Here is a 16,839-nt window from a genome sequence, read left to right on the forward strand (position 1 = left end):
TGACTACTGACTTTCAAAGCGTGGTGTCGTGAGGCTGACGGTTGGTGATCGCTGCGGTATGCCGTCTGTGTGAGGTATGCGCAAGGTGGCGGGCTGACCGCTGAGCGGCGGGCCTTTCGCGAGCGGGTGCGAAGGGAGGCGGCCGAGCGGTTCGCCCGGGGCGAGGAGAACGCGGTCATCGCGCATGACCTGCGGGTGAGCGTGCGCTCGGTGCAGCGGTGGCACCGGGCCTGGGCCGAGGGCGGCGCATCCGCGCTGGCCTCCAAGGGGCCGGCATCGCTGCCGCTGTTGAGCGAGGAGCTGTTCGCGGTCTTGGAGCGGGAGTTGGACAAGGGTCCGCTCGCCCATGGCTGGCCGGACCCGACCTGGACGCTGTCGCGGATCAAGACCGTGATCGGCCGCCGGTTCCACAAGAGCTACACCGTCCAGGGGGTGGCCGCCCTGCTCAAGCGGCACGGCTGGTCCTGCCAGATGCCGGCGGGCCGGGCCATCGAGCGGGACGAGGCGGCGGTGGCCGGCTGGGTGAGGGAGACCTGGCCGCGCGTGGAAGGACGGCGGCGGCGCTCGGGGCCTGGCTCGTCTTCGAGGACGAGGCCGGCTTCTCGATGACGCCGCCCACCTGCCGCACCTGGGCCCGCCGCGGGCGCACCCCCGTGGTGCGGGTCAGGGGCCGTTCCCGCCGCCGGCTGTCGATCGCCGCGCTGGCCTGCTACCGGCCCGGCCGAGCTTCCCGGTTGCTGTTCCGGCCGAGCGCCGACGCCCGCCCCGACGGGCGCAAGAGCTTCGCCTGGACCGACTACCGGGACCTGATCCGGGCTGCCCACACCCAACTCGGCGGACCGATCGTGCTGGTCTGGGACAACCTCAACACGCACCTGACCGCGGGGATGCGCCGGTGGAGTGCCGGACAGGACTGGCTGACGATCTACCAACTCCCCGCCTACGCACCGGACCTGAACCCGGTGGAGGGAATCTGGTCGGTACTGCGCCGCACGACGCTGGCCAACCGGGCCTTCGCCGACCCCCAGGACCTGATCACCGCCGTCCGGCGGGGCCTGCGCCAACTCCAATACCGCCACGATGTGCTCGACGGTTGCCTTACCGGGACCGGCCTCGTCCCGACCCCACCATGACGACATCACGCTTTCAACGTCAGTAGTGCTCGTGTCCTGGAACGGGCCGCAGTCGCCGTCGTCTCGTCGATGCGTCGGTCACTCTGAGCAGCGGCCCGAGTTGAGTGCAATGACCGGTAGTTTTACAGATCATCTGAACATTGAAGAGCCGGTCGGTTTGGCCACGAAACGTGTGGTACGTTCCGTGCCGTTCCCAGAACTGAAAAGAGTGACCCCGGCGGTGCTACCAACACCCCGGGGTCCGGCACAAGGAGCAGGACCTCCTCATGCACATTCATCGTAGCGCGCCCAAGCGCGCCTTCACGGTGTTGCCCAACCAAGCCCTCCAGGACCGACGGCTGTCCTACACCGCGCGCGGCCTGCTGGCCAACCTCCTGTCCCGCCCAGACGGCTGGCGTGAGGACGGCCGCCGCATGGCGGACACCAGTCCGCAGGGCCGCTGCGCCGTCGCCAAGGCGCTGCGCGAGCTGGCCAGGGCCGGGTACTACCACGTCGTGAAGATCCGCCGCCCGGACGGGACCTTCCGAACCGAGACCCACGTGTACGACACCCCCACGGCAGCCGCAACGGGCGAGCCGCCGAACACACCACGCCCACCGGCTCCCGCCATCCCGGGACCCGGCGAGTCGCCTACCGGTCGTCCGGTCGGCCAACCAGAACAGAACCGGAAGAAAGGAACCACCCTCCCGGCCGCCTCCCCTGAGCTCAGCCACGCCGCACGCGTCCTCGCCCGCATCGTCGGCCCGGAGCCCCGCCTCCCACTTGGTGCCAGCGAGTCCTTGGCCCTCGCGCCGCTGGTGGATGAATGGCTCCAGGGCGCCCGATCCGAAGGGCAGTTGGCATCCGCCCTTCTCTGCGGCCTGCCCGCCCGGGTCCACTCTCCGATGGCGTTCCTCAGCAATCGCCTCGTCCGAAAGCGCCCCGTTACGCCGGCCGAACCCCCGCCTCCGCGTTGGACGGAATGTCCCACCTGCGGAGACCCGGTCGCCCTTCAGGGGCCTTGCCGCTCCTGCGCCGGACTCCACCCCAGCCCGGCTCCCGGGTCGGCGGCTTCCGCCGATGCCACCGCCCGCGGCTTGACCCGGGTCCGGGCCGCGCTTCGCGGCCCCAGCCGCGCCGCGGCGGCCTGATGGATCGGCCACCGCATTGCCGCCAGGCGTCCAACCACGCCGGGATCCAGGTACGTTGACCGGGACCGTCGACAAGACGGCCGATTCCTTCCCCCGGGCGGACGCCGTGAACCTGGGCGGCGTCTGGCGGTGGCTCCCGGGCGGCCAACCGGCAGCCGTCGGCCGAACCGCGTCGTCCGGCCCAACGGTGCCCGCGTCGTCATCCGGCGAACCCCGGTGAGAAGAGGAATGCGCTGCTCCAGGGGCTGTGAGTTGTATCACCTGAAAGGGGGAGTCCGCTTTTGGGTACTGACGCGAGCGAGAGCCGCGGCCGACAGTGAACCCGCTGGTCAAAGCCGACGCAGCGTCACCAAGCGGGCGGCCAGCGGTGGTTGGGATCAAGTTGGGGGCTGGGGCAGCCGGGGCCCGAGTGACCTTTTGTTCGGTCCTGAGAATGCACGGAACGCCCTCGGCGGACGCCGTAGAGGCACAGGATGCACCAGCGTCCTGGCGGGGACCCGAGGACCCCGGCCGCCGAACGAAGGATCAACCACCCCGTGAGTCATCACCTCGATGCCCTGGCGGTAACCGCCCTGGCAGTACGAGTACTGGTGCGCGACCTGGTCGCGCTGCTTCGCCGGTTCGCCGCTGCGGGAGTCCGGACGGGCCTGCGCGAACTCCGCAGTACCGCGGACGTGGAGCTGGGAGAGCGCCGGTGAGTGAGGAGTCCCTGGCCCCGTCATCCCCCTCCGACTCGCCCTCGGAGGTCGTCGCGTCCGCAGAGATCGGCGCCGACCCGGTGACGTCGATGCCGCTCGACCTTTCGGCCTTCCACCAGTACCACCGCACCGAGTACGTCCAGTACGCCGAGCGACAGCTGGGCTGCCGCAGTGACGCTGAGGAGGCGGTCGACCAGCTCTTCGAGCAGCTGGCCCGCACCTGGGCCGAGGTGCTGCGCAAGGAGAACGTCGCCGCCTACGTCTGGCAGGCCCTCAAGCACCGCGTGATCGACCTCGCCCGGGCGCGCAACCGGCGCCCGCGGCTCTGCGAGGCCCAGGTCTTCGACACGGTGGGCGTGGTCGCCGCAGAGGACCCGATCGCGGCTGTGGAGAACGCCCTCGCCGTCCGGCAGGCCCTCAGGGCCCTGTCCGAACGCCAGCGGGACGTCGCCCACCTCCGCTACTTCGAGGGGTACAGCACCGCCGAGACCGCCTCCCTCCTGGGCATCAGCCCTGCCGGCGTTCGTTCCATAGAGCGCTATGCCCTCCGCCACCTCCGCCGGCTCCTGGACCCGGAACACGAAGGAGAGACCCCCTGATGGCATCCCTGGAGAGCCTGCTGGCAGACCTCCGCCTGATTCCCACCGCCCCCTACACCAACGAGGACATCGCAGCCGCGGAGGCTCGGATAAACGCCCGCCTGGCGCGGTGGGTAGCTGCTCCCGAGTCCAAGGCGGAGCCCGAGCCGGCGGCCCCCGTCCGCTCGGAGACCGGCCGGCCGGGGGGCCGCCGCGAGGACGCGGAGCTGGATCTCGCGGAGCTCTGCCATACCTTCCTCACCAGCCCGGGCAGTCGCAGAGAGCTTCGGGTGTTCATCGACGACGCCCTGCCCGACTCGGGTGGCGCCCGCATGCTCGGCTGCGTCCTCGCGCTCACCGGTGGACTGGACGGCGCCCGCTTCTGGTGGCAGTACGCCGCCGGCGCGGGCGACCGGCCGGCCGCCTACTGCCTTGCCCTCTACCACCGCGCGCACGGGGAGGAGCGCGAGGCGGACTGGTGGAACACATGGAACAGGCAGTACCCGGCCCCGGCCGAGTCCACCGGCGGCGATCTGGAGCAGGCGCGCGCCGACGCCCGGCAACAGCTCCGGCGGGCGCTGCTCGAACTCGGCATACAGAACGTGCAGAAGCCGCCGACGACCGGCTCGCTGCTACGCGTCCTGCGTCGGCTGCGCGAGCCAGGGCAACTGCCCGCACGGGGCGCCGTGGCGGCGCTGGTCGCCTACGTTCCCGCTGCGGTGGGCTACCGGGACGAGGACGTCGAACTGCCGCTCCCCGACCCGGACTTCCTCGAACGCGTCGAGCAGCTCCTGCTCATCGACGAGGCCGAGGAGGTCCCCGCACCCCCAGAGGGCGACACCCCCGAGCCGCTGCCTGAGCGTCCCGTCCAGCGCCGCCCGGCGGTCTGCGGACGATGAGATGTGGTCGGCCCCGCAAGCGCCGGCCTCGGCATCAAGGGCATCGGCGAGATCGGCATCGTCGGCGCTGCCGCTGCCGCTGCCGTCGCCAGCGCCGCCTGGCACGCCAACGGCGTCCGCCGCCGGCACCTTCCACTGCGTCCCGACCGCATCTCGCAGGCGACCGAATCAGCCCCGAACGCTCGAGCACTCAGGCGAGTTGAACCCGAACGGCCCGAGCCGCCGGCGTGGACGGTTCGCCGCCCGTCGGCGGCCGCTGTCACATTCCGAGGGTGTCGGACGTCTTCTGACCGAGCGGGCGTTGCATCGACCGGCGCCTCGAGCTTGGTGGCGCAACAAGGAGTTGACCCAGTGCAGGCAGCAGACAGTACGCGCAGGCGGTGGCTGGTCCTCGCCGTGATCGCGCTCGCGCAGCTGATGGTCGTGCTCGATCTGACCGTGATGAACCTCGCCCTGCCCTCGGCGCAGACCGCGCTGGGGTTCAGCAGTACCGACCGGCAGTGGGTGGTCACCGCCTACGCCCTCTCCTTCGGCGGGCTGCTGCTCTTCTTCGGCCGGCTTGCCGATCTGATCGGCCGCAAGACGACCTTCCTGACCGGACTGATCGGCTTCGCCGCCGCCTCAGCCGTCGGCGGAGCCGCGGTCGACTTCCCGATGCTGGTCTCGGCCCGCGCCTGCCAGGGGGTCTTCGGGGCACTGCTGGCACCGTCCGCGCTGTCACTGCTGGCCACCACCTTCCGCGAACCGAAGGAACGGGCCAGGGCCTTCGGGGTGTACGGTGCGGTCGCGGCAGCGGGCGGGGGTCTCGGGCTGCTGGTTGGTGGGGCGCTGACCTCCTACCTCTCCTGGCGTTGGTGCATGTACATCAATGTCGCTGTAGCAGCCGTCGCGGTTGTGGGTGGCGCACTACTGGTCGACCGTCAGCAGCGGGTGTCCGGCGGACGCCTGGACCTCCCCGGGGTGTGTCTGGTCTCCAGTGGGATGTTCGCCTTGGTCTACGGCTTCGCCAACGCCGCCTCACACGGCTGGAGCACCCCATCGACGGTGGGCTTCCTCGCGGCCGGTGCCGTACTGCTGCTGGCCTTCGCGCTGTGGCAATTCCGGGCGGCGCAACCACTCCTGCCACCCCGGTTGGTGCTGGACCGCAACCGCGCCGGCGCGTATCTCACCGTGCTGGTCCTGGGCGCCGGAACCTTCGGTGTCTTCCTCTTCCTGGTCTACTTCATGCAGTCGACGCTGGGCTACTCGCCGATCCGCTCGGGCATCGCGCTGCTGCCGATGGTGGTAGTCAGCGGCATCATCGCCACCCTGGGCAACACCAGGCTGCTGCCCAGGTTCGGCCCCAAGCCGATGGTGATCGCAGGTCTGCTGCTGGATTCGGCCGGGATGGTCTGGCTGACCCGGATCGGCGTGCACTCCGGCTATGCCGGGGCGCTGCTCGGCCCGATCCTGGTGACCGGCGCCGGAATGGGCCTGGTCTTCGGCGTGATCGCTGCCACCGGCACCTACGGCGTGGAGCCGCGGGACGCCGGAGTCGCCTCGGCGAGCATCAACACCGGGCAGCAGCTGGGCGGTTCGATCGGTACCGCCCTGCTCAACACCATCGCCGCAGGCGCCGCGGGCGGCTATCTGGTCGCCCACGTGCACGGCCGTCCGACCCCGCAGCTCCTGCAGGCCGCGGCCGTGCACAGCTACACCACGGTCTTCTGGTGGTGCGCCGCGATCTTCGCGGCGGGCGCGATCCTCTGCGGCGCCCTCCTTCGCCGGGGGCCGTTGACCGGCCCGGCCCCGCTGCCCGCGGGGCAGGCCACCCCCACGGTTCAGCCGACCGGGCGCCCGGTCAGAAGGTAGTGGGTTCAGGGTGGCCTGCCGGTGAGCCGCGGCTCGGTGAAGCCGACGTGGGCGCGGTGCACCGGCGCTCCGCCGCACAGCACTTCGCGTTGGAAATGGGCGCGGCCCCGGTGGTGGTGGCCGGCAGGAGGACCGGACCGAGACCCAAGCCATTCGACGCGTCGCCGAGGCCCGCACGCCACGGGAGCCAACCGTGGAGCAAAGGAAAGTGTCCGAGGTGGGAGTCGACCAGTAAGCCCACCTGCTGGCGCGGCAGACGACGCTGCGGGTCGGGGCCTGATCGGTGAACTTGTCGTCGTCGGCACCGTGTCAGGGGAGGGTGGTGTCCAGAGACGGGCATGTGTCGCAGGTTCCTCAAGACTGGTTCTGGATCACTTTTGGTGCCAGGGCCACGGAGCGTCACTGCAACCGAGATCATGAACGGTCGTGGCTCACGCTCTCCTCCGCGACCTCTGGTTCCACCACACCGACGACGTCGCACTCCGCACCATCACCCCGCGTGGAGTATGCGGATGGAGGAGGCCGGCGGCGAACGTGTGCAATGCCGGGACCTGGTCTCTCTGGACCGCGGCGATCCACGCCGTCGTGGGCGCCGACTCGCGCGGCTTCGACGGCGGCAAGGAGATCAATGGCCGCAAGCGCCACCTGGTCGTCGACTGCCTCGGCCTGCTGCTCGCCGTGCTGGTCACCCCCGCCTCGACCACCGACCGCGACGCCGCGCACGCCATGCTGCCACCCCTGCGCGCCCGGTTCTTCCGCTTGAAGCTCATCTGGGCGGACGGCAGCTACAGCGGGGCTCTGGTGGACTGGGCCGCCACCGCACTGCGGCTGGCGCTTCGGGTCGTCAAGCGCACGGAGGCCACGGCGGGTTTCCAGGTGCTGCCGCGTCGTTGGGTGATCGAACGCACCAACGGGTGGCTGATGCGCACCCGCCGGCTGGCCCGCGACTACGAGCGCACCACCGCGACAGCCGAGGCGATGATCTACTGGTCGATGACCGCGCTCATGATCCGCCGCCTGGCCCGACGCGCGCGCTGAAGCGGCCGTCCGGCTCCTTGACCAGCCAGTCCCGCTCGGTCATCCGCCGCGACTTGGCGCGCACCCGCTCCACCCGGGCCGCGGTGGTCTCCCAGCCCAGCCGGGCAGCGATCTGACGGCAGTTCGGCGGCCCGACCCCCTCCCTCGCCACCGCCTCGAGCGCCCCGATGATCCGCTGGTAGTCCGGGGCGAGCACCGCCGGCTCCACGCCGGGCCGCCGCTGGGGCACGGTCGTGCCCGGCGCTGCGGCAGCAACCGCCCCCGCGCCCTGCGACGGCGGAGCATCCTTCGTCTGGGCCTCGGCCAGCGCCGCCGAGAACTCCTCCTTGGCGATCACCGCCCGCTCGCAGGCCCGCTCGGCCTCTGCCAGTGCTGCAGCGGCACGCTCCGCCTCCTCGCGGCACTCCTCCAGGCGCCGACGCGCACCCAGCTCCCGCTCCTCCAGCAGTCCCATGGGCGACGGCATCCGGTCCTCCACCAGCGCGGCGACACAACGCCGTCATTTCTGACACCCGACCACCCGCACCATGCCTGACCTGCAGAAATCAAGAGACCATGTCCGAATTGATAACGGCCTCTGACCCCGTGCACCTCATCCGGACCCTGAGACGCAGCGCCCGCGAGATCCAGTACCGCAGCGACCTCATCGACGGCTGCCTCGCCGAAACAGGACTCGCCATCACGACATCACGACCGCAAGGTCAGTAACCCGAGGCTGATACAGGTCATGGGCATTGCTCTGACCCTGTTTTGTCGCAGGCGTGTTCGGGGTGCGTCGTCAGGGGCTGCTGATGCGCAGTACGACGGAATGTCCGGTGACGCGCAGGAGTTCCAGTCGCACGCCAGGGGCGTAGCCGAGGTCGCCGTAGGTCTGGCCCATGATCAGCCAGCCGTCGTGGGCGATGCTGCCGTCGGTGTCGAACTCGTCGTAGATCAGGGACGGGTTTGGTGGGGTGAGGTTCACCGAGGTGATTCGAATGCCGCTCACGCCCCCGGTCCCACCGAGCGGGATCTGGGCCGGGCCGGCGACGGCGACCTCACAGTGCGCGTCGGCGCAGGCACGGTAGTCCGTCCTGTCGGCGGCAGGCGGACCGTCGCTGAGAGTGGGGGTGTCCGACGTCGGCACCGAGACTGGGGCCGTGGAATGTGCTGAGGCTGAGCAGCCCGTGAGCGCGAGGGCGCCCAGGAGCAGCGCCCAGGGTGGAGGCGGCCGGTGGCCCCGGGGGCGAGGATCGCTCATGCGCCAGGGGGTGGGAGGCGTGAGCGCCAGCGGGGCAGGCCTTCCGCGTCCAGCGGAACGTGGGCTTCCCCGGCGTGCCCAGCGAGTACGACGGCGTCTCCGCCGGGGTCGGCTGCGGTCTCGGGGGCGGATTTCGCTGCCGGCGTTACCTGCACCTGCTCCACGGGGACGGAGCTGATCCGCGGGTGTTCGCGTTCGGCGGAGTCGGACTCAGCCACCCATACCCGGTCCCCGTCCAGCACCAGGCAGGTCACCCGGGCATTGTCCTGGCCGGAGCGGCGGGTGGCGAGCACGTCCTCGGGCAGTACGCCGAACTCATGCGACCAGGCCACCCGGAAGAGCGGCGCGGACGGGGCCTTGGGCAATGGCGTGACCTCCAGCCCGCCCTCCGGCATCGCGCCGTCCGGGGCGGTCACCAGCGCGCCGATGTCCAGGGCCACGGCCTCCACGAGATCCGCCAAGTCCGCTTCGGCCCCTTCCGGGGCGCCCGGGGAGAGCACCACGCCCCAGGAGGCCCGTGCGCCGGGCCGCCACGGGACGTAGCTCACCACCGCCTGGACGCCTGCGACCTCGACGCGGCGGTGGCACATCGGCATGGCGAGCAAGCTGCTGCGCAGAGCCGCGCGCACCGCACCGGTGGTGCCGCGGTTCTCGCCGATCGCCACCCGTTCCCCGTCGCTCAAGGTGATGTCGAGCGCGCCGCCGTGCACCAGAGAAGCGATCCGGGTCAGACCGATCTGTCGCACCTCGGCCGCGCCCGTGGCGACGTACAGTCGGCGTTCGCCCATCATCAGCCCGGCGGTCCCGCCGTCCGGCAGTCGCCCGACGTCCCTGGCCAACAGCCTCTCACCGGCGGTCAGATGAGCACGGAAACGCCGCTGAAGGATACGCAACCCCAGCCCCATGAAACCCACCATAGACGACATCGGAGCAATGATCTCCAGTGGACCTGAACCCGCGTCAGAACGGGGCCTCGCAGGTTGGAGCTGTCTTCGACATTAGGGCCGGGTTTCCAGCCGCGCCAGGTGCCGATTCCGTCCAGGCCGTCTCGGGTCTGCGTAAGAGGTCGTTTCATCCTTCTGTTTCATCCCTGAATATGGCTTTCATGTGCTGGTGTCGGGTCGCGTCAGGAGATGGTGTTCTCGCCGGTAAGGCGGCGGGCCATGAGGTCGGTCATGGCAAGATGGATCATGGCTTCGGAGCGGGTGGGGAGGGTTTCGTAGTCGCGGGCCAGGCGGCGGTGCAGCATCAGCCAGCCGTAGGTCCGCTCGACCGTCCAGCGTTTCGGGATCGGGGTGAATCCTCTTGTTTCGGGGACGCGTTGAACGATTTCGAGGTCGATGCCGAGGGTGGCGGCGTAATCGATGAAGTGCTTGCGGTAGCCGCCGTCGACCCAGACCTTGCGCAGACCGGGATGGTCGGTGGCGGCCTGCTCGAGCAGGGTGCGGCCGGCGGTGAAGTCCTGCACGCTGGCCGCGGTGACCAGCACGGCCAGCAGCAGCCCGAGCGTGTCGGTGAGGATGCTGCGCCTGGGGCCCACGATTTTCTTGCCCGCGTCGTTGCCCTGGCTCACGGTGGGGACGCTAGTGGAGGTCTTGACGCTCTGCGTGTCGATGACGCAGGCCGACGGGTGGCGGTGCCTGCCCTCCCGTAGGCGCACCAGCTCCGGCAGCAGGCCGCCCAACTGGGCGAAGACGCCGTCCTTCTGCCACCGAGCGAAGTAGCCGTAGACGCTTTGATGCGGCGGGAAGTCGTGCGGGAGATAGGCCCACTGGCAGCCGGTGCGGTCCACATGCAGGATCGCGTTCATGATCTCGCGCAGGTCATGCCTCGGCGGCCGGCCGAAGTCCAGGGCCCGCCCGCGGCGCTCAAAGCGCCACGCGGACAGCACCGGCTCGATCAACTCCCTGCGGGCATCGGACAGATCACTCGGATACGCGCGTCGTTCCGTCATGCCCTGGGCATATCGCCGCCCGGGGGCGTGCGCCCAGGCGCGCATCGCACCTTCTCGAAGCACAGGACAGAGCCGGGCGTCCTGGAATGAGACAGGCGCAAGCCGACGCCCGCCCCAGCTGCCACAAACACCGTACTAGCTGTATTGCCCACCAGCGTTGTTGACGGTGAGCTGTCCCGAGTTTCGTAGAGTCCGGTGGTGGTGGTTCAGGCGGACTGCGGGGTTTGCTCCTTGCTCTGCCAGAAGGCTTGCTCGTACTCGGCGGGGGGCACGTAGTCGAGCGCGGAGTGGAGGCGTTCTTCGTTATACCACGTGACCCACTGGAAGATCGCCCGCTCGACCTGGGCGACGTCTTTCCATGGGCCCTGCATCTCGATCAGTTCGGCCTTGAACGTGCCGTTCAGCGCCTCGGCCATCGCGTTGTCGTAGCTGTCCGCGACGGAACCGACCGAGGCGGAGGCCCCGATGTCGGCAAGCCGGTCGGTGTACCGAATTGATACATATTGAGGCCCTCTGTCGCTGTGGTGGACGAGCCCGGAGTCCTTCTTGATCCTCCGCCGCCACAGCGCCATCTCCAGCGCGTCCAGCGGCAGTTCGGTCCGCATGTGGTTCGAGACCTGCCAACCGACGATCATCCTGGAATGCACGTCCAGCACGAACGCCACATACGCCCACCCGGACCAAGTGCGCACATACGTCATGTCCGCCACCCACAGCCGGTCCGGGCCGGCCGCGGGGAAGTGGCGGTCGACCAGGTCCGGCGGACGCGGCTCCGACGGCTCCGGCACCGTGGTACGTCGCCGCTGCCCGCGGATGACCCCTTGTATGCTCAGCTCGGCCATCAGCCGCTCGACGGTGCAGCGGGCCGCGGCCACGCCCCGGCGCCCGAGCGCGCGGGTGATCCGCCGGGCCCCATAGGTGCCGCCGGATTCCGCGTGGATCTCCTCGATCAGCGGCAGCAGCTGCTCGTCGCGCAGTCGGCGGGCCGACTTCGGCCGGCTCTTGCGGGCGAAATACGTCGAGGGCGACAGGTCCAGCACCCGGCAGACGGGATCGACCCCGAGGCCCTTCTCACGCAGGTGGTCGATCACCTGCTCGGCCTCGTCCGGGGACGGTCGATCTCCTGGGCAAAAAACACCGAGGCGGCTTTCAGGATCTCGTTCGCCCGCCTCAACTCGGCGTTCTCCACCCGCGTCAGCCTCGGCCGGGCGGACCCAGTTGCGCAGGGCCTCCTTGTGGATGCCCAGGTCGCGGGCGACGTGCGCAACGGGACGGCCGGTGGAGCGGACCTCGCGGATCGCGCGCTCCCGCAGCTCGTCCGGGTACTTTCGTGGTGCTGGCACAGCTCGTGGATCTCCTCACGCCAAGATCATAGACCTGGCTTCGAGGACTCTACGAAACCGAAACAGCTCAGTGTGACGGTCTATCGGGGGGTGTCTATGCGGGCCAGGAGGTGGCGGAGCCGTCGGCGGACCAGATTCCGGCGACGCGAGGGGTGCCAGTGGACAGGCCAGTGATGCCTGCGGTGTAGGCGCGGGTGACGAACGCTTGGATGCGGAAGCCGAACACGACGCTGGCGCCGATCTCGGGGGCGTGGCCGGTGGGGTGGAGCTGGCCGTAGTAGTCGATGGCCTGCGCCGGGGGCAAGGTGGCATCCAGCAGGGTGGCCCCGTCGGGGTCGTGGCCGACGGCGGCCTGGACCTGGTAGGGCGGGAAGACGGGGTCGACGTACATTCCGCCGCCGAAGCAGTAGGCGCGTCCGCCGTGGTGGTGGCTGACTTCGCTGAGGTAGCAGACGGCGGGGAGTTCGGGAAGATCGCTCACAGCATGCCAGGGGGTGGTGCCGGTCAGGGCGTGCCCGGGCTCGACCTGCGTGGCACCGGCGGAGGCGAGGGCGGCGAGTGTCTCGGTGGAGGTGGTGCCGGGTGCGTTGATCTGGATGTCTGTGCGGCCGTGGTCGCGGAGTCGGTTTGCGGTCTTCTCCAAGGTGGTGAGGTTGTGGGTGCGGCGCACGGTGCGGGAGTCGCGGTCGAAGAGAAGGGCGGGGAAGGTGGTGATTCCGGCGAAATGGGCCGAGCCGAGTGCGTCGAATTGGTCGGCGACGGCGAGGACGTCGCCGGCGGAGAAGCCGCCTTCGTGGCCGGAGTAGAACTCATCGCCCTCCGCGTGCACACGCGCCAGCAGCGACTGGTCGCGCCCGGTGGCAGCAGCCGCCTTGGCCGCCTCACGCGCCTTGTCGTGGTTGAAGACGGTCCAGTAATCCGGGTGCATCGCCGCGGCGGCACCGGCCTCGGCTCGCGGTACCTGTACGAGGTGGCCGAGGTGGCCCAGGCGCATGCCGGCTCGGGTGGTGGCGCGGGCGCATTCCATGTCGACCGCAACGCTGGCCTGGATGCCGCCTGCGGTGATCGCGCGGCAGGCGTCGGGGTTGCGGCCGATCTGCTTGGTCATCGCGAAGGGGGTCAGGCCGAGCCGGGTGGCCTCGGTAGAGAGGGATCGGGCATTCGCGGTGATCGCATCGAGATCGAGGACGTAGGTGTTGGCCGGCAGTTGGCCCTGCTGGTGCAGGGTGATGGCGGCGTCGATCAGTGCGGGGTTGCGGCGGCGAAGCAGGTCGAGAAACACGGTGGTACTCCGATCAAGATGATTCAGATCGTGGCGGTGGCGGGATGACAGCGGAATCAGTGGGTGAGGGTGACCTTGTTCAGTCCGGCGGGCTGGTCGGGGTTGATGCCGAGCAAGGAGGCGGTGGCGAGGGCGAGTTGCTGGCCGCGCACGGTGGCCAGTAGGCACTCGCCCATGTGTCCGAGCACAGGCCATCCGGCGTCGGTACTGGTTCGGGTGCCGATCAGGTTGACCTGTACTGCGCGGCGGGTGAGTTCGCTGCGCAGGGCGCGGGTGTCGTCATCGGCGGGGCCGGATCCGGCAAGCAGCACGGCTCGGGAGCCGGGTCCGCAGGTGGCGATGGGGCCGTGGCGGAAGTCGGCCGTGGAGAAGCCGTGGGCCATGATGCGGGTGGTCTCCTGCAGCTTCAGGGCTGTTTCCAGCGCGGCCGGGTAGCACGGGCCGCGGCCGACGACGGCGATCTGGTGGTGTTCGGTGAGCCTTTCGGCAGTCCGTTCGATGGATTCGCTGTTGGCGAGGATGCCGCTGACGTGGCCCGGGAGTTGCGCGGCGTCCGCCGCGGTCAGGCCACCGGGTCCCAGGCCGCTGGCGATCGCGAGGACGGCGAGCATCTGGCTTGTCACGGTTTTCGTCGCGGGCACCGCCTGCTCGGGTCCCGCCGTGAGGTCGATGGTCCGGTGTGCGATGCGGGCCAGCGGGGAGGCCGGGGCGTTGGTGACCGCGATGACCGATGCGCCACAGGTTGCGTAGCGTCCGGCGATGTCGACGATCTCTGGCGTCTGTCCCGACTGGGACAGAGCGACCAGGAGCCAGCCCTTGAACTGCTCCGGCGCCCGCCGGTAGGCGGTGGCGATACTCGGCGCCACCAGGCAGGTCGGCAGCCCGCTCTGGTGCTCGATGGCATACCGCCCGAGCAGGGCGGCGTGGTCCGAGGACCCTCGGGCGAGGAATGCGACCCCGACGACCCGGCCCATGGCCTCGGCGAGGGCACTGACCTGCGAAGAGATCATCGCGAACCGGTCAGCAAGGCCGCCGAGGACCTCGGGTTGCTGGCTCATCTCGGCGCGCATGTGCTGGCCGAGTAGGGCGGTGCTCACTGTGTGCCTCCGGTCTGCAGGTCGGATCGGTCGGGGGTGGGCGTCTCGTCGTCGGTGTCCCGCACGCCGCGATCCGTCTGCTCGGCTATCTCGGTGCCCGTTTCTGTGTCGGATTCGAAGACGTGGCCCATGGCGGAGACCAGGGCTGGGCGCCTGGCGCTCAGGAAGAGCAGGTAGCCGGCGCCGATGACCATCCAGGCGGCAATGAGGTAGGGCACGAGGTTGTTCGGCCACGCGGGCATCGGATGGATCTGGCCCCAAATCGGCAGCAGCATCAAGATGGCGGTGGCCGCCGGGAGAACTCCGAGGCGGATCCAGCGGAACTCGGTGGGGTGCTCGCGCCGGTAGAAGCGGATGACCGCGAGGCTGATCAGGATGTAGATGATGATCATGCCCAGGCCCAGGACCGTGCCGGCGAAGCTGTACACGCCCAGCGGTCCGAACTTCGCTCCCATCAGGAAGGTGAAGGCGAAGGAGAACAGCATGTAGGCGCCGAGGGCGATGTGTGGGATGTGGCGGCGGCTGGTCCGTCCGAGCGCCTTGGGCAGGATCCCTTCGCGGCCCATCGCGAACAGCACTCGTACGAAGGAGTTGGAGCCGGAGACGAAGTTGGCGAACTGGCTGGCGATCACCGTGAGCATCAGGGCCCAGGTGATGCCCCAGTACCGCTGGGCAAGCGTCGTCCACGGGGAGGCATCGGCGGCGAATGTCTTTGCGTGGTTCGGGCCGTAGCCGATGGCCGCGCTGTAGGCGGTCAGCACGTAGAACGCGCCGATCACGATGACCGCGCTGAACAGGGCGATCGGGATGGTGCGCTTGGCCGTCTTGGCTTCCTCACCCAAGGTGGCCACCGACTCGAACCCGATGAACATCAACACTCCCCACAGCATCCCGGTGCCCAGACCGGAGGTGCCGCCCAGCGAGTGGCTGGGGCGGAACGGGGCAAGGCTCAGGCCGTGGTCGCCGCCCTTGCCGAGAACGGTCAGAGCCAGCCCGAGCATGATGCCGACTTCCAGGACGAGGAAGACCATCGCGACCTTGGCCGAGTCGGAGACGCCGAGCGCGTTGATGCCCCACACGATCAGCCCGAACAGCAAGGTCATCAGCTGCCATGCGATGTGCACGTGGAGCTGCGTGGCGAGGAACTGGGAGGTGTAGGTGCCGATCGCGGCCAGCAGCATCGGAGCGACCATGCCGTAGCTGAGCAGCAGCAGCCAGCCGGACAGGAAGCCACCCGCGGGCCCGAAGCCGTGCGTGTTGAAGGTGTACGCGAAACCGGCGGCAGGGATCTTGCGGGCGAATGCGGCGATGGTATTCGCGACCAGCAGACACGCAACCAGCGCTAGCAGGATCGCCAGCGGCAGCGCGTACCCCGCGCCTGCGGCGGCTGGCGGGGTGTTGAAGGCCACGCTCGTGGCCGGGCCCATGAAGGCCATGCACATCGCCACGGATCCGGCGATGGACAAGGTGTTGCGCCGCAACGCGTGGCGCGTGGTGGAGTCGCTCATCAGCCGGAGTCCTTACAGGCGAAGCGGTTATTGAAGACCATGTCCGCAGGGAAGGCCGTCGGGGCGGATCTTTCCTCCGCCGGGCCCGGGCGATCGCCTGCCATGTGGTCCAGGGCGAGCGCGACCGCACCGTGGAGCGAGGCGTCCTGCATGAAGTGTGCGGTAAGCACCTGCGGTGCAAAGGGCACGGCCCGGGCGAGATGCGCGGCCAGATTTGGCAAGATCACATCGGTGGAGGCCATCATGCCGCCACCCACCACGATCCGTTCCGGATCAACGAACACTGCGATGTTGGCGATGGCGGCACCCAGCACATTGAGGGCCTCGCGTACGATCTTCCGAGCTGGCGGGTCGGTCCGCTCGAACAGCTCCGCCGCAGTCAGCTCGATGCCGAGCAGCTCACTCGCCCGAGCGCCGAGCGCCTTACCGCCAACGATCTCCTCCAGCGGCGCACGCCCATCGGCGAAGCTCGCTGCAGAAGTGCCACCAGGATTGAGGTATCCGATCTCACCCGCGGCCTGATGAGCGCCGCCCAGCACCGTGCCGCCGACCGTCAAGGCCGCGGCGATTCCCGTTCCCAAACTGACGTAGACGCCCGGATCGACGCCCCGCAACGCCCCGAAGCGCGCCTCAGCCAAGGCTCCCGCGCGTACGTCGTTGCACACCGCCGGCGCATGCTCAATCTCCAGCTCCTGCTGGAGCCGCCGCGCCAGAGCGAGGCTGTCCCAGCCCGGCAGGTTCGGCGTCAGCAGGATCCGATCAGCCTGGATAACGCCAGGAGCCACTGCCGCGTACGCGCGAACCGGCGCACCGTAGGCATCCATCGCCCGACGCTCCAGGTGCCGAACGGCCGCAGCGGCCCGCGCCAATGCCTGGTCAGGGCCCTGCTCGGCCCGGGTTTGCATGCGCACCCGCTCCAGCAGCGTGCCAGTGCTGGATGCCAAGGCGATCTCGATGTTCGTCCCGCCGAAGTCGATGCCGACCGCTGCCGGCCCGCTCCGCCGTTGGCGGTCCTCGTATCCTTGGAACATGATGAAGAGTCTTTATTAAAGAGTCTTTAGCGTCAAGCCTCTCATCGTGATCAGCAC

The 16,839-nt window shown here is 69.5% G+C and carries 14 protein-coding genes and 2 pseudogenes; 7 read left to right on the forward strand and 9 right to left on the reverse strand.

Features of this window, described 5'->3' with window-relative positions:
• Positions 1-69 precede the first annotated feature (69 nt).
• The 6 genes from BS73_RS41120 (at position 70) to BS73_RS33205 (ending at position 7,327) form a co-directional block, all read left to right on the forward strand.
• A protein-coding gene (locus BS73_RS41120; RefSeq protein ID WP_456153930.1) for an IS630 family transposase occupies positions 70-1,133 on the forward strand; the annotation gives its coding sequence in 2 pieces (ribosomal slippage) (positions 70-513 and positions 516-1,133; 1,062 coding nt in all).
• Positions 1,134-2,799: 1,666 nt separating this feature from the next.
• Complete coding sequence (locus BS73_RS39015; protein WP_200886756.1) at positions 2,800-2,961, forward strand: hypothetical protein; 162 nt, start codon at positions 2,800-2,802, stop codon at positions 2,959-2,961.
• Entirely contained in the window at positions 2,958-3,560 is a 603-nt protein-coding gene (locus tag BS73_RS33190; RefSeq protein WP_235215610.1) for an RNA polymerase sigma factor, read from the forward strand. The genes BS73_RS39015 and BS73_RS33190 overlap by 4 nt, the downstream gene beginning before the upstream one ends.
• On the forward strand, positions 3,560-4,438 hold the full coding sequence (locus BS73_RS33195) for a hypothetical protein (protein WP_051941280.1): 879 nt from the start codon (positions 3,560-3,562) through the stop codon (positions 4,436-4,438). The genes BS73_RS33190 and BS73_RS33195 overlap by 1 nt, the downstream gene beginning before the upstream one ends.
• Positions 4,439-4,789: 351 nt before the next feature.
• Complete coding sequence (locus BS73_RS33200) at positions 4,790-6,289, forward strand: MFS transporter (protein ID WP_235215611.1); 1,500 nt, start codon at positions 4,790-4,792, stop codon at positions 6,287-6,289.
• A gap of 534 nt (positions 6,290-6,823) precedes the next feature.
• Entirely contained in the window at positions 6,824-7,327 is a 504-nt protein-coding gene (locus BS73_RS33205) for an IS5/IS1182 family transposase (protein WP_051941281.1), read from the forward strand.
• Here BS73_RS33205 and BS73_RS33210 read toward each other — a convergent pair.
• Positions 7,293-7,793 carry a hypothetical protein gene (locus BS73_RS33210; protein ID WP_037582358.1) on the reverse strand — a complete coding sequence of 167 codons (501 nt, stop codon included), beginning with the start codon at positions 7,791-7,793 and terminating at the stop codon, positions 7,293-7,295. The two genes, BS73_RS33205 and BS73_RS33210, sit on opposite strands and share 35 nt — an antisense overlap.
• Before the next feature lie 110 nt (positions 7,794-7,903).
• Here BS73_RS33210 and BS73_RS41125 point away from each other — a divergent pair.
• Positions 7,904-8,035: pseudogene (locus BS73_RS41125) on the forward strand (IS630 family transposase); the annotation flags it as partial.
• A gap of 70 nt (positions 8,036-8,105) precedes the next feature.
• On the opposite strand, the gene BS73_RS33215 reads toward BS73_RS41125, so the two are convergent.
• The 8 genes and pseudogenes from BS73_RS33215 to BS73_RS33255 form a co-directional block, all read right to left on the reverse strand.
• Positions 8,106-8,315, reverse strand: coding sequence for a hypothetical protein (locus tag BS73_RS33215; RefSeq protein WP_152617812.1), 210 nt, complete (start codon positions 8,313-8,315; stop codon positions 8,106-8,108).
• 248 nt (positions 8,316-8,563) lie between these two features.
• The gene (locus tag BS73_RS33220) at positions 8,564-9,484 is read right to left on the reverse strand and encodes a hypothetical protein (protein ID WP_152617813.1); all 921 of its coding nucleotides are present in this window, start codon (positions 9,482-9,484) and stop codon (positions 8,564-8,566) included.
• A 209-nt stretch (positions 9,485-9,693) separates the two neighbouring features.
• On the reverse strand, positions 9,694-10,521 hold the full coding sequence (locus tag BS73_RS33225; RefSeq protein WP_037582360.1) for an IS5 family transposase: 828 nt from the start codon (positions 10,519-10,521) through the stop codon (positions 9,694-9,696).
• A gap of 206 nt (positions 10,522-10,727) precedes the next feature.
• Positions 10,728-11,864, reverse strand: a pseudogene (locus tag BS73_RS33230) (IS3 family transposase).
• A 94-nt stretch (positions 11,865-11,958) separates the two neighbouring features.
• A complete protein-coding gene (locus tag BS73_RS33240) occupies positions 11,959-13,146 on the reverse strand; it encodes an alanine racemase (RefSeq protein ID WP_037578059.1) in 1,188 nt (395 codons plus the stop codon).
• Positions 13,147-13,202: 56 nt separating this feature from the next.
• Positions 13,203-14,216 (reverse strand): SIS domain-containing protein, encoded by a 1,014-nt coding sequence (locus BS73_RS33245; protein WP_037582361.1) that lies wholly within the window; start codon positions 14,214-14,216, stop codon positions 13,203-13,205.
• Between the two features lie 23 nt (positions 14,217-14,239).
• Positions 14,240-15,751 (reverse strand): APC family permease, encoded by a 1,512-nt coding sequence (locus tag BS73_RS33250; RefSeq protein WP_063837117.1) that lies wholly within the window; start codon positions 15,749-15,751, stop codon positions 14,240-14,242.
• A complete protein-coding gene (locus tag BS73_RS33255; RefSeq protein WP_063837118.1) occupies positions 15,751-16,782 on the reverse strand; it encodes an ROK family protein in 1,032 nt (343 codons plus the stop codon). Before BS73_RS33255 ends, BS73_RS33250 begins: the two co-directional genes overlap by 1 nt.
• Positions 16,783-16,839 lie beyond the last annotated feature (57 nt).

Origin of the sequence: Phaeacidiphilus oryzae TH49, assembly GCF_000744815.1 — a bacterium.
GTDB lineage: Bacteria > Actinomycetota > Actinomycetes > Streptomycetales > Streptomycetaceae > Phaeacidiphilus > Phaeacidiphilus oryzae.